The sequence below is a fragment of the Octadecabacter temperatus genome (assembly GCF_001187845.1).
GTDB classification, from domain to species: domain Bacteria; phylum Pseudomonadota; class Alphaproteobacteria; order Rhodobacterales; family Rhodobacteraceae; genus Octadecabacter; species Octadecabacter temperatus.
In genome coordinates, this window is the sequence record NZ_CP012160.1 from 1,466,673 (window position 1) to 1,480,607 (window position 13,935).

At 55.3% G+C, this 13,935-nt stretch carries 10 protein-coding genes; 6 read left to right on the forward strand and 4 right to left on the reverse strand.

What is annotated here, in order from left to right; all coding sequences use genetic code 11:
- Window positions 1-10 precede the first annotated feature (10 nt).
- The gene (locus tag OSB_RS07405; RefSeq protein WP_049834387.1) at window positions 11-1,168 is read left to right on the forward strand and encodes an MFS transporter; all 1,158 of its coding nucleotides are present in this window, start codon (window positions 11-13) and stop codon (window positions 1,166-1,168) included.
- Here the strand turns inward: OSB_RS07405 and mfd are convergent.
- Window positions 1,165-4,602 carry a transcription-repair coupling factor gene (gene mfd / locus OSB_RS07410; RefSeq protein WP_049834388.1) on the reverse strand — a complete coding sequence of 1,146 codons (3,438 nt, stop codon included), beginning with the start codon at window positions 4,600-4,602 and terminating at the stop codon, window positions 1,165-1,167. The two genes, OSB_RS07405 and mfd, sit on opposite strands and share 4 nt — an antisense overlap.
- 66 nt (window positions 4,603-4,668) lie before the next feature.
- Window positions 4,669-5,157: a component of SufBCD complex gene (locus OSB_RS07415; RefSeq protein ID WP_234967361.1), complete on the reverse strand. Its 489-nt coding sequence runs from the start codon at window positions 5,155-5,157 to the stop codon at window positions 4,669-4,671.
- A gap of 152 nt (window positions 5,158-5,309) precedes the next feature.
- On the opposite strand from OSB_RS07415, the gene hemB reads away from it, so the two are divergent.
- From hemB to OSB_RS07430, 3 genes are all read left to right on the forward strand, one after another.
- Window positions 5,310-6,302 (forward strand): porphobilinogen synthase, encoded by a 993-nt coding sequence (gene hemB, locus OSB_RS07420; protein WP_049834390.1) that lies wholly within the window; start codon window positions 5,310-5,312, stop codon window positions 6,300-6,302.
- 2 nt (window positions 6,303-6,304) lie between these two features.
- On the forward strand, window positions 6,305-6,952 hold the full coding sequence (locus OSB_RS07425; protein WP_049834391.1) for a hypothetical protein: 648 nt from the start codon (window positions 6,305-6,307) through the stop codon (window positions 6,950-6,952).
- A gap of 101 nt (window positions 6,953-7,053) precedes the next feature.
- Window positions 7,054-7,611: a lipid-binding SYLF domain-containing protein gene (locus OSB_RS07430; protein ID WP_049834392.1), complete on the forward strand. Its 558-nt coding sequence runs from the start codon at window positions 7,054-7,056 to the stop codon at window positions 7,609-7,611.
- A 1-nt stretch (window position 7,612) separates the two neighbouring features.
- Here the strand turns inward: OSB_RS07430 and OSB_RS07435 are convergent, their stop codons facing one another.
- Together OSB_RS07435 and OSB_RS07440 are read right to left on the reverse strand one after the other, a co-directional pair.
- Complete coding sequence (locus tag OSB_RS07435) at window positions 7,613-10,018, reverse strand: GcvT family protein (RefSeq protein ID WP_049834393.1); 2,406 nt, start codon at window positions 10,016-10,018, stop codon at window positions 7,613-7,615.
- The gene (locus tag OSB_RS07440; RefSeq protein WP_049834394.1) at window positions 10,018-10,788 is read right to left on the reverse strand and encodes a glycosyltransferase family protein; all 771 of its coding nucleotides are present in this window, start codon (window positions 10,786-10,788) and stop codon (window positions 10,018-10,020) included. The genes OSB_RS07435 and OSB_RS07440 overlap by 1 nt, the downstream gene beginning before the upstream one ends.
- A gap of 128 nt (window positions 10,789-10,916) precedes the next feature.
- Here OSB_RS07440 and OSB_RS07445 point away from each other — a divergent pair, with 128 nt between their 5' ends.
- Together OSB_RS07445 and OSB_RS07450 are read left to right on the forward strand one after the other, a co-directional pair.
- The gene (locus tag OSB_RS07445; RefSeq protein ID WP_049834395.1) at window positions 10,917-13,307 is read left to right on the forward strand and encodes a GcvT family protein; all 2,391 of its coding nucleotides are present in this window, start codon (window positions 10,917-10,919) and stop codon (window positions 13,305-13,307) included.
- The gene (locus OSB_RS07450) at window positions 13,304-13,873 is read left to right on the forward strand and encodes a nucleotidyltransferase family protein (protein WP_049834396.1); all 570 of its coding nucleotides are present in this window, start codon (window positions 13,304-13,306) and stop codon (window positions 13,871-13,873) included. Before OSB_RS07445 ends, OSB_RS07450 begins: the two co-directional genes overlap by 4 nt.
- The last annotated feature ends 62 nt before the right edge of the window (window positions 13,874-13,935 follow it).

Below are 13,935 nucleotides of genomic sequence, written 5' to 3' on the forward strand. Positions count from 1 at the left end.
TGTCGCGCTCATGGCTATGCTTACGGCAAGCATTGCTTTTTCGATCGATGCAATGCTGCCCGCCCTGCCCGACATCGGCGCAGAGTTGTCGCCTGACAACCTCAACCGTGCCCAACTGATCCTGACCAGCTTTGTCCTCGGGATGGGTATTGGGACGTTTTTCACCGGACCTTTGGCTGATCGCTTTGGGCGAAAAACTGTGATCGTCTGGGGCGCTGTTCTTTATGTCACGGCCACGATCATCGCATATTTCACGACGTCGCTCGAAACGATGCTTGCGGCACGGTTGCTAATGGGGATTGCTGCCGCAGCGCCGCGCGTGGCGGCTGTTGCGATGGTGCGTGATCTTTATTCCGGACGAGAAATGGCGCGCATCATGTCCTTTGTGATGCTTGTGTTTTCACTTGTTCCCGCGCTTGCTCCAACTTTGGGGGCCGGCATTATCGCGTTGGCCAACTGGCGTGTCCTGTTCTTGGCTTTCGCCATGTTCATGAGCGCCATGACCCTCTGGATGATGCTGCGCCAGCCTGAAACGCTTGCCCCAGAAAACCGCCGCCCCCTTAGCATGGCAAATTTGATGGCCGCCGTCGTTGAGGTGTTTTCACATCCGACGGTACGCCTTGCGACGTTCGTACAAACTCTGAGCTTGGGGATGCTGTTCTCGATGCTGAGCTCAACTCAACAGGTGTTTGATCAGACCTACGGGCAAGGTCACACCTTCCATTTTTGGTTCGGCGGCATCGCCGTGCTCGCGTCTACGGCGTCCATCGTGAACGCGCGTTTTGTACGCCGTTTAGGGATGCGCCCGATCATCAAGGCGATGTTTATCGCGCAAATCTTGATCTCGGTTGGAATGCTCGCTGTGATGATGCTCGGCCTGCCAAACCGGATTGAATTGTTGTTCTACGCGCTCTGGAATGTGTCCGTGTTCTTTCAAGCTGGCCTTACGTTGGGCAACCTGAACGCACTCGCTCTTGAACCGATGGGCCACATCGCAGGTTCTGCGGCGTCCATCGTCACCGCCACAGCCACCGTTGGGGCAGTCATTATTGCGATCCCAATCGGACTCAGCTTTGACGGCACTCCCCTGCGTCTTGCTATTGGAATTTTGGTTTGCGCGTTTTTGGCGTTCTTGCTGACATCAATGATCCGCAGAGACAGCGACTAAGGCGCCTTCTTAGCCGCTTTCACCTTTGCAGCCAAATCACGAGCGATGTTGAACGCGCCTTGGATCTTGTCGCGATCAGTTGCCCAGTCACGTTGCAGGACGATCTTGTTGTCCTTCACCTTGGCCGTTCCACGTTCGTCCTCGATGAATTCAACCAGCCCCACCGGTGAGGCGAATTTGTCATTGTGGAACCGCAGCACGGCGCCCTTCGGACCCGCATCCAGTTGGCTGATCCCTGCCCGCTTACACATTGCTTTGATACGTACGACCAGCATCAATGTGTTCACTTCTTTCGGCAGTTTGCCGAAACGGTCGATCAATTCGGCAGCAAAGCCTTCAAGTTCCACCTTCGTCGTCAGTTCAGACAGGCGACGATAAAGGCCGAGGCGCACATCCAGATCAGGCACGTAGTCCTCTGGGATAAGCACTGGGACACCAAGGTTGATCTGCGGCGCCCATTTGCCGTCGTCGACCAGTGTCACTTCGCCCGACTTAATCTTGGCGATCTGCTCTTCCAGCATGGACTGGTACAATTCATAGCCGACTTCGCGCATTTGGCCGGACTGTTCTTCGCCGAGCAGGTTACCAGCCCCGCGAATATCTAAATCCTGCGACGCCAGCGTGAACCCAGCCCCAAGGCTGTCGATTGATCCCAGAACCCGAAGACGTTTTTCCGCCTGCGGTGTCAACTTTTGGCGCGGTTTGTAGGTTAGATAGGCATAGGCACGGGTTTTCGAACGCCCGACCCGCCCGCGAATTTGGTACAGCTGCGCAAGGCCGAACATATCTGCACGGTGCACGATCATGGTGTTCGCCGTCGGAATATCGAGGCCGGATTCCACAATCGTTGTCGCCAGCAGCACGTCGAACTTGCCGTCATAAAACGCGTTCATCCGATCATCGAGTTCACCCGCTGCCATCTGGCCGTTCGCGGTGACAAAGGACACTTCGGGCACTTCGCGTTTGAGGAAATCTTCAATCTCCTCCAGATCAGAAATGCGCGGGACGACGAAGAACGACTGACCGCCACGATAATGTTCGCGCAGCAAGGCCTCGCGGATGGTGACCGTGTCGAATTCCGACACATAGGTGCGGATCGCCAGTCGATCGACAGGTGGCGTGCCAATAATGCTGAGTTCGCGCACTCCAGAGAGCGACAATTGCAACGTCCGCGGGATCGGCGTGGCCGTCAGCGTCAGCACATGAATGTCCGTGCGCATCTGCTTTAGGCGTTCTTTGTGTTGCACACCGAAGTGTTGTTCTTCGTCGATCACCAGCAGGCCTAGGTCCTTGAAGCGAATAGATTTCGCCAGCAACGCATGGGTGCCGATGACGATATCAACCGTTCCCTTAGTGATCCCATCGCGGGTAAGCGCCGCATCTTTTGCACTAACAAAGCGCGATAAGGTTCTGACATTAATCGGAAAACCACGGAAGCGCTCTGCGAACCCTTTATAGTGCTGACGCGCCAACAGCGTCGTTGGCGCAACAATTGCCACCTGAACGCCGGACATCGCGGCAACAAACGCGGCGCGGATCGCGACTTCGGTTTTACCAAAGCCAACATCGCCACAAACAAGGCGGTCCATCGGCAGTCCAGAGCCAAGGTCCTCAAGAACATCCTCAATCGCCTGCATCTGGTCGTCGGTTTCCGAATACGGAAAGCGTGCAAGGAACTGATCCCACATGCCATCTGGCGGCGTTAGTGCGGGGGCTGTGCGCAACGCACGTTCAGCCGCCACACGAATAAGACGTTCCGCCATCTCGCGAATGCGTTCTTTCAGCTTAGCTTTCTTAGCCTGCCACGCACCCCCGCCCAATTTGTCGAGCAACCCGACCTCATGGCCGTAGCGCGACAGCAGTTCAATGTTTTCGACTGGCAGGTAAAGCTTTGAATTTTCGGCATATTCCAGAAGCAGACATTCGTGCGCAGCCCCCGCCGCCGTGACAACTTCAAGCCCCAAATAGCGCCCGACCCCGTGGTCTACATGAACGACCAAATCGCTCGGGCTGAGGCTTTGGGTTTCAGTGAGGAAGTTCTCGGCGCGGCGTTTCTTTTTGGTTTGGCGGATCAGACGATCACCAAGCACGTCCTGTTCGGAGACAACGGTCAGGCCCTTGGCTTCAAACCCGTGTTCCAGCGCCCAGACGGCCAAATGCAGGCCCGTTTTCCCAACGCGTGAGAAATCCGTCACAGGGATGGTTTCAGCGAGGCCTTCATCTTCAATCAGACCCATCAAACGTTCGCGTGCACCTTCAGAATAGGACGCTATTACAACGGGTCCATCACCCAGCTTCGCTTTAATATGTTGTGCTAAAGCGCCGAAAAGGCTCACACTTTCTTGCTGACGCTCTGGCGAGAAGTTACGGCCAATACGCCCGCCTGCATCAATAACGTTCGGGCCGGACGGCAAAGGAAGTGCCCCGAATTGCAGCACACGAAACCCAGCAAGCGCTGCATCCCATGCTGCACCATCCAGATATAGTCCGTCTGGTTTGGCAGGCTTATAAACGGAATCCATCCGCCCCTTGGCGACCATCGCTTCGCGGCGCGCATCGTATTGATCGTCAATGGAAACCCAACGGGCCTCACGCATGGCGGCGTTCTGTTCATCCAGCGTGATGGTTGCGCCTTTTACGTAGTCAAACAGCGTGTCGAGCTTTTCGTGAAAGAACCCCATCCAATGTTCGACACCTGCGTGCTTTTTGCCTGCTGACACAGCTTCATAGAGCGGATCATCAGACCCAGCAGCCCCGAATTCCAAACGATACGTCTGGCGGAACCGCGTGATCGCAGCTTCGTCCAGAATAACCTCGGACACAGGCGCAAGTTCAACCACATCCAGCTTTTCGGTCGTGCGTTGTGTGGCTGGATCAAAGCGACGTGCGCCGTCTAGATCATCGCCAAACAGATCAAGGCGCACAGGGCCGACCTGCCCCGGAGGGTAAATATCAATAATGCCACCGCGCACGGCATAATCGCCCGGTTCCATCACTGTGGGGCTTTGAACAAATCCCATGCGCACCAAAAACGCACGAAGCGCGGGTTCGTCGATGCGTGACCCAACGCGTGCGGTGAACGCCGCCTCTCGCAGGACGGATCGCGCCGGCACCTTTTGCGTCGCGGCGTTCAGCGTCGTCAGCAGAACAAAGCGTTCCGGCATCCCATGTGCCAGCCCTGCCAGCACCGCCATCCGGGCAGCGGACACATCCGCATTGGGCGACACACGGTCATAGGGCAAACAATCCCAGCCCGGAAACACAATCACAGGCATATCGGGCGCGAAGAACGCCAAAGCCGCGCGCGTCGCCTCAAGGCGTTTGTCATCACGACACACGTGGACCACCGCGCCCTTTTCGGCCTCGGCCAAGATCAAACGGGCGTCAAAGCCTTCCGGCGCGCCAGAAACGGTGATGTGTGATGGTTTCGTCATAACGTCCGACTTACTGCGCGGGCTGCCCAAGTCAACCGCTAGAAATCCATTTTAGAATCCCGAGCTTTAGAACCCCGGTCCGACTGCCAAATTCTGATACATGCCAAACATCGCAGTGATGAAGATTGAGATCATGCCAATGAACTGCGTAATCACACGGTGCTTTGAAAGTCGCGCAAAGAGCGCCTCACCTTCGGGCTGCTGCGCTGCGATAACTTTGGCCGTGGACAGGCTAAGCGCGCCAACAATCGTCATTGGGAACCCGAGAAGAAAGACCGCCTGAGCAAATTCCACGTCATAGACAAAGGCCAAAATGCCCATTGATGTTAGAAAAAAGGACAGGAATGCCAACAACACAAGGCCCGAAACTTGGCCGATGTACAGCAAGCGGTTCACGTTGATCCGCACCATGTCGTGTAGATCGACTTCGGCCTGCCCACCCATTTTTCGGGCTTTCTGGATCATGTCGAACGGCACGCCCAAAACCCAATGGCTTACGGACGACCAGAACACAGCCAGCGCGATCCAGAACCAAAGGTTACTGAATGAGCGCATGTCGATTACTTCGAAAAGGGTATTGGTCCAGTTCACGGGGTTTGGCAGCCTCTCTATTTCGTCGCAACCTAGCCGCGCGATGCGACAATGCCTAGCCTTGTGATGAGGTGAATTCCATGGCACCCAATGGGTGTGACCAGAAAGGCCCTGTTATGACGCAACCACCCTTCCCCAACACCCGCCTGCGCCGCCTGCGTGCGACCCCAGCTTTGCGCGCGATGGTGCGCGAAAGTACGCTATCGCCGAGTGACTTCATTTGGCCAGTGTTTGTGATGGATGGAACGGACGCAAGCGAACCCGTGGCATCCATGCCCGGTGTAATGCGTCATACGGTTGATCGTATCGGCGCTGCTGCGCGTGAGGCGTACGAGCTTGGCATCCCCGCGATCTGTGTGTTTCCCTATACGGGAATGGAACAGCGCACCGAGGATTGCGCGCTTGCATGGTCCCCCGACAATGTCGCAAACCGCGCCATCCGCGCAATCAAGGATGCGGTGCCGGACATGGCCGTGATGACGGACATTGCGCTCGACCCGTATAATATCAACGGCCATGACGGGTTCGTTGAAAACGGCCAGATCGTGAATGACCGCACTGTTGAAGCACTGGTTAAGATGGCACTGGCACAGGTAGAGTGCGGTGCAGATATTCTTGGACCTTCCGATATGATGGACGGGCGCGTTGGCGCGATCCGAACGGCATTGGAATCCGCCAAACATCAGAACGTCACCATCCTCAGCTACACGGCGAAATATGCCTCCGCGTTTTATGGCCCGTTCCGCGATGCTGTTGGCGCGTCTGCCGCGCTAACAGGTGACAAGAACACCTACCAAATGGACCCCGCCAATTCGGATGAGGCCATGCGCCTTGTTGCGCGAGACCTGTCTGAAGGCGCAGATATGATTATGGTTAAACCGGGCATGCCTTACCTTGATATCGTGCGCCGCGTGAAAACCGAATTCGGTGTGCCAACGTTTGCGTACCAAGTCAGCGGTGAATACGCGATGATCCAAGCGGCTGCACAGAACGGCTGGCTTGATCATGACGCTGTGATGATGGAATCCTTGATGGGCTTCAAACGGGCTGGCTGTGATGGTGTCCTGACGTATTTCGCTCCGGCTGCGGCCAAGTTGTTAAACGGTTAAGGATGCTCAACACTGCAATCGACAACAATGTTCACTTGTGTCGCACGGTGTTGTCGCAGTTTGGCATCAAAGTGGAATCACACGGCTGCGCCACCGTATTTCATGGCATGCCGCGTCCGTACTTTCCGAGTGTTATCACCCGTGAGGCGCAATTAGACGACCGCACGATTGCCCACATCGCAACGTTGTCCATTGGCGCTGGAGTCAAAGACAGCTTTGCAACGCTCGATCTTTCGCAGATGGGGTTTACCGCTGTGGTCAATGCCCATTGGATTGCACGTATACCAACGCAAGTGACGGGGCGACCGCTCTATCGTGTTGCGGATGAGCTCAGCTTGCGGGGCTGGCTCAACGCATGGGATGCAGGAAATTCAAGTGCGCAAGGCAATTTCACATTGGACATTCTGGCGCGAACTGACATTCAAATGCGTGCCACACCCGATTTCCATGCAGGCGTTATTACGAACAGGCATCGCGATGGAGTTACAGGCATTTCCAACTTGTTCGGGTCATTAAGTCGCGTCCTCGATGGGCTCAGCGATCTCCCCGTTGGCGACAGTTTGGTCGGTTATGAGGCGGACCCCGCCCCCTTTGTCGCGATGGGGTTTACATCACTCGGCCCACTAACCGTTTGGGTCAAAACGGGCTAATTCTCGCCGCCCTAAATCTAGCTGCTGACAGAGCGCGAAATACCGCCTATAGTTTGCGTCATAACGGGGACAAACCCCGATCTAATAGGCACGAGGCAGTTATGACCCTAATCACAAGACGCAACTTTGCGCTTTCCGCGCTTGCAACCTCAACGTTGTCCGCATGTGGCAATGGTATTGGCGGCAACGGCAGCGCCGTCATCGACAGCCGTGTCGATAGCACGCTGGCATTTATGTATAACGATTACCCAGGCACCCGCGATCTGGCCAACAAAGCAAGCGGTATGCTTGTTATGCCGGTTGTTACAGAAGCCGGACTTGGGCTTGGTGGCTCATTCGGACGCGGCGCATTGCGCATCGGCAACTCCACTGTGGATTACTACTCTGCAACGTCTGCGAGCGCGGGCCTGCAAATTGGTGGGCAGCAATTCTCGACAGTGCTGTTTTTCATGACGCAAGATGCACTTACCGATTTCCGCCGTGCAAATGGTTGGGCGGCAGGTGCAGACATTGAATACGCGCTGCAGGACACCGGCGAATCCATTCGTGCGGAAACCACAACGTCGCTTGCCCCCGTTATCGCGGTTGTTTTCGCACAGGCGGGCTTTCGGGCAGGTGCGACGCTGGAAGGCACCAAATACACGCGCATCATTCCATAAATTAGTTTCTGAGCCGCTCACCCTTCGGGTCAAACGGCGGCTCAGCCAGCACCACGCCGCGGTGCGGTTGTCCTAGGATCATGACATCCACCGCCGCTCCTGCGGGGGTATCTTTAAGGTATCCAAGCGCCAAACTCATATCAACTGAATAGCCGTACGTGCCGGATGTGACGCGACCAACAGGTGTTCCATCAGTCAGGAAAATTGGCTCACCACCTGTGGCATCTGCGGTGGTTACGTTTTGCACATGGATCAGCGATAACACCTCACGTGATGGATTATCTTTGACTTCCAAGTAGCTGTCTTTATGTAAGAATCCCTTATCCGTCTTAATGAGCCTATCCAGCCCAACTTCTTGCGGCCAATACTCGGGTGAGTACTCACGACCCCATGAGCCATAGCCCTTTTCAACCCGCAGCGACATCAATGCGCGGCTGCCGACCGGCCCGCCTTTCTCATGATTAGCTGCAGTTAACAGCGCACTATAAACAGCGGCTTGGTCCTCTGCTTTGCAGTGAATTTCCCAGCCGAGATCACCGGTGAACGACACCCGCAACGCAAGACAGGTCGCACCCGCGATCTCCAACCACTTGGAACGCATGAACGGGAAGTCCGCCGTGTCCAATGAAGCATTCGTTAGCGTTTGTAGTGCCTTACGTGACGCAGGTCCTGCGATATTGAAACCGCACCAAGCATCCGTCTTGCTTTCAAACGTTACATCCTCAGGCATCGGAACCATTTTCCAGAACCGCTGGTGATAGCGTTCCGCCATTCCCGACCCGATGACCCAGAACTCATCCTCGCCCATGCGCGTAACGGTGAAGTCCCCCGCGATGCCACCATTCACACCGATCAATGGCGTCAAGCACGAACGACCCACGGCTTTGGGCATGTTGTTGGCAAACACAGCGTTCAGCCAATCTTCGGCCTCAGCCCCCGCAACGCGGTACTTGGCGAAATTAGAAATATCAATCACGCCAACAGCTTGGCGCAACATCTTGGCCTCTCGCCCGACACTCTCAAACCATGGTTGGCGCACAAATCCAGCGCTTTCCGGCGTGTCCGCATCGAAATACAGCGGATGTTCCCAGCCGTAGTTCAACCCGAACACGGCCCCCATTTCTTTTTGCTGCTCGTAAACGGATCGCACGCGCACAGGTCGCCCAGCATCGCGTTCCTCATTTGGGAAATGGATTGCGAACCGTTTCGCATACTGGTCCCCGACCCGCGCTTTGGTGAATTTCGCATCCGCCCATTTGCCAAACCGCGCCACGTCCCACGCGAACATATCATAGGTGCTTTCGCCCTTGGTGATCCATTCAGCAGCCATGAGGCCCATGCCGCCCGACTGTGAAAAGCCCGGGATAATCCCGTTACAACAGAAATAGTTCGACAGGTCTGGATGCGGGCCAAACAGCACGTTGGAATCTGGCGACCAGATCATCGGACCATTGATCACCCGCTTGATCCCTGCCTCACCAACGGCAGGCACACGATCAATTGCGCGCATCATGTTGTCCTCAATCCGTTCTAGATCATCCGCAAACAATTCATGCCCGAACCCTTGCGGTGTTCCGTCTTCAGCCCAGAATCGTACGTCTTTCTCATAGGCCCCAACGAGCAGACCTTGCCCTTCTTGGCGCAGATAGTATTCGCCGTCACGATCCGCGACAGATGGCAGTCGGCGATCCATGTCCGCAATTTCTGCGATGGTTTCGGTTACAAAATACTGATGTTCGGTCGGCAATAGCGGCAGTTCGATCCCTGCCAATTTGCCAACTTCGCGCCCCCAAAGACCCGCGGCGTTAATAACCCACTCCGTGCTAATATTGCCTTTTGGCGTTTCAACAACCCAAGTCCCGTCAGGCTGTTGCACAGTCGCGGTGACGGGACAAAAGCGAATGATTTCAGCGCCACGTTGACGTGCGCCAACTGCATAGGCGTTGGTCACACCGCTTGGGTCCACATTGCCGCCATCGGGTTCAAACATGATGCAGCGGATGCCGTCGTAGTTGACCATCGGATGCAGCGCCTCAGCCTCAGCACGGCTAACTTCATGGAAATTCATCCCGTAGAACTTGGCCTTAGCCGCCTGAAGTCGCAGCTGATGTTCACGTTCTTCGGTCTGCGCCAAGTACAACGAACCGGGTTGAAACACGCCGCAGGATTGGCCCGTCTCTGCTTCAAGCTCGTTATAGAGGTTCATCGTATAGTGCTGAATACGCGAGATATTTGTGCTGTCATGCAGCCCATGAATGTTTGCAGCCGCATGCCATGTGGACCCTGAAGTAAGCTCATCACGCTCAAGCAGCACCACATCGGTCCAGCCAAGTTTCGCCAGATGATACAAGATCGAGCAGCCGATGACGCCGCCCCCGATAACAACTGCTTGGGCATGTGTTCGCATTAGTAATCCTCAAATTCTGCAATATCGCTGACCTTGTTAAGGTCAAAATTGGCATGGGCACGCATGCCGAATTGGCAGGCAAAGCCGCTGTTATTGTCGTCTATCGAAAGTGTGGCATCTTCGAAGGTAAAGGCGAGCTGGCAGGGCTCATCGCCGCCCTCAAGCACCTGATCGTGAATAAAGGTCCTTTCATTGGCGCGCCGCGCGAACCCTTCGAAATACGCGAAATGATAAGTCGGCCCGACTATAAATTCGAACCGGACGTAAATGAGGTCAGGCGACACAGCGACGACATTCACGTCCCCGCCATTGAACGCAACTTCATAGCGCGGCGCCCACATCGTATTGACCCAGTGACTGCCGACGAAATACTGCCCCGTTACCGAAGAATTGACCTGCGGTTCCGCAATCGGATCAAGCAAGGAAACGAGCGCGCCCTGAGGCGGCGTCAATTGCGCCGTGTACTCGTCGGTTTCGTTTACCCAATACCCTTCAAGCTGGTCGTTTACGACGTCTAGAAAAAACGTTCCTGTTGCCTCGCCATCTACTTGCTCGCTCAGCTGAATGACGTCTTGTCCGAACGCGTCACCTGTCAAATCCAGCCACGTGTCGCGCCCTGCATAACGATAGCGCCCCACCAAGCCATCATCGCTGCGCGAAAGCTCGGCCTCAATGTCATACGGCCCGATGCTACCGTCAAAAGTGACGGGATCAGCCTGTGCTGCGGCCCACCAAAGGGTGGCGAATGCTGTGAGTAGAACGAGTCTCATCAATGTCTCCTGCGTTTACTGTGAAACTCCATTCTAGCGATCATTTGCCGTAAGGCGACACATCCTGTCGCGAACGGACTTCCAAAGCGTCCCAATCAAAAATACGCTGAGGAAAGAAGGAGCATGTTATGAAAACCACCACCCGCGTTGTTGTCATCGGCGGAGGCGTTGTTGGCGCGTCTGTATTGTATCACCTCACGAAGCTGGGGTGGTCCGATGTGATGCTGTTAGAACGATCAGAGCTCACAAGCGGGTCAACGTGGCATGCAGCAGGTGGGTTCCATACGTTGAACGGCGACACAAACATGGCGGCGCTTCAGGGCTACACCATCAAACTTTACAAAGAGTTAGAAGAATTAACCGGCATGTCCTGTGGGCTGCACCACGTTGGGGGTGTGACGCTGGCGGACAATCAAGACCGCTTTGACATGCTCGTCGCTGAACGTGCCAAGCACCGCTATATGGGCCTCGAGACCGAGATTATCGGCCCCGATGAGATCAAGAAAGTCGCGCCTATCGCAAACACAGATGGCATTATCGGCGGGCTGTATGATCCGCTTGATGGCCACCTTGACCCAAGCGGCACGACGCACGCATATGCCAAAGCGGCCCGCATGGGCGGCGCGGAGATCGTCACGCACTGCATGGTCACAGCAACGACGCAGCGGGCTGACGGCACGTGGGATGTGGTCACGGACAAAGGTACGATCCACACTGAAAACGTGGTGAACGCGGGTGGGCTTTGGGCGCGTGAAGTCGCGGCGATGGCGGGCATCTACGCACCGCTGCACCCGATGGAACACCAATATATCGTTACCGATGACGTACCTGAAATCGTAGAGCGTGACAGTGAACACCCCCATGTGATGGACCCTGCTGGCGAAAGCTACTTGCGCCAAGAAGGTCGCGGGCTCTGTATCGGGTTCTATGAACAGCCCTGCCGCCCTTGGGCCGTAGATGGAACACCATGGAGCTTTGGTGCAGAACTGCTGGCAGATGATCTTGATAAGATCGAGGACAGCATTGAATTTGCTTACAAACGGTTCCCTGCGCTTGAACGCGCTGGTGTGAAATCTGTCGTGCATGGTCCGTTTACCTTTGCGCCTGACGGCAACCCGCTCGTCGGACCGATCCCGGGTTTGCAGGGGTATTGGTCTGCATGCGGTGTCATGGCTGGGTTTTCACAGGGTGGCGGCGTGGGCCTGATGCTGGCGCAATGGATGGTTGAAGGCGAATGCGAGCGTGACGTTACCGCAATGGACGTCGCGCGCTTCGGGGACTGGATCACACCCGGTTACACGCGCCCCAAAGTCATTGAAAACTATCAAAAACGGTTCTCAATCGCGTATCCAAACGAAGAACTTCCCGCGGCACGCCCGCATCGTATGACGCCGATGTATGACATCTTTTCACAGCATGGCGCGATTTGGGGGCATCAGTATGGGTTAGAGGTTCCAAATTACTTTGCCCAAGGCGATGAACCGACGTTTGAAGACCCGTCGTTTCGCCGTTCAAACGCGTTTGATGCCGTCGCACGTGAGGTCAAATCCCTGCGCGAAAACGTCGGGATTACCGAAGTGCATAACTTTGGAAAATATTGCGTTGAGGGTGCAAATGCGCGGGCGTGGCTGGATCGCATTATGGCAGGGCGTATCCCAAAAATTGGACGCATTTCTTTGACGCCTATGTTGTCCCCAAAGGGCAAGCTTTTGGGCGATTTCACGGTGTCATGTTTGGATGAAAACACCTTCGTTCTGACAGCTTCATATGGCGCGCAAGCGCAGCACATGCGCTGGTTCCTTCAACATCAAAAAGATGGCGTAAACGTCAGAAATATAAGCGATAAAATGAATGGATTTTCGATTGCAGGGCCAAAGTCACGTGAACTTCTTAAACTGTGTACCCGCGATGATGCAGACATGAAGTTTTTAGACGTGCGCCAGATGACGATTGGGCAGGTCGCGTGCACCGTCAATCGTGTGTCCTACACAGGTGATCTGGGGTACGAAATTTACTGCGATCCAATGGACCAACGCGCGCTGTGGACAACATTGTGGAGCGCTGGCCAGCCGATGGGCCTGTCGTTGTTCGGAATGCGGGCGATCATGTCGTTGCGGTTGGACCGCTTCTTTGGCTCGTGGATGCGGGAATTTTCACCCGACTATACTGCCGCTGAAACAGGCATGGATCGCTTCATCAAATGGGACAAAGATTTCATCGGGAAAGACGCCGCCGAGGCCGAAACCCCTGCCCGTCAGCTTGTGACATTTGAAGTGGATGCCGCGGATGCGGACGTCACAGCCTATGAACCCATCTTCATTGATGGTGAGGTTTTGGGCTTTTGCACATCAGGCGGATATAGCCACCACACAGGCAAATCCATCGCGTTTGGGCTGATCCCGAAGGAAGACGCCAAAGAAGGCCTGAACGTTGAAATCGAAATCCTCGGTGACCTTCGCCCTGCGACATTGATCACGAAGCCGATCTTTGATGCCGATGGATCGAGACTGCGCGGATGATACCAATCCTTCTTATTGCGGCTGGAAAGTCATCGCGCATGGGGGATCGCGACAAGTTACGAGAACTTGTTGATGGTGTGCCCTTACTTCGTTTACTAACCGATCGCGCACTCCAATCTGGGCCGACCTACGTTACACTGCCAAGTGTAGATCATCCGCGGCGGGCGATTTTACCAAAGGAAGCAACGGTCGTCGTGGTTTCGGGCCAGATGAGCGACAGTATTAAAGCAGGGATCGCCGCCCTGCCCGCAGATGCCAAAGGAGTGTTGATTATCCCTGCCGATATGCCCGACATAACTGCAGACGATATCCGCAAGATTCTTGAAGCTGCGCAGACATCTGATGAGCCGATTATACGCGCTTGCACGCAAGACGGCCTTGCGGGGCACCCGATTTACTTTGCGGCCCGAACCTTTGCGCGCTTTGAAACCATATCCGGTGATCGTGGCGCGGCGCAGCTAACGGCCGAACTTAAGGAGCAGACGTTGTTTGTTCCGTTACAAGGTGATCGCGCACGTCTTGATTTGGATACTCCGGAAGACTGGGCCAAGTTCCACGCGCGATAATGTTTAGGTTTAAGAACCAAAAATGACCGAATGCACCCCTGCATCCGGCCCTTTCTGTAGCA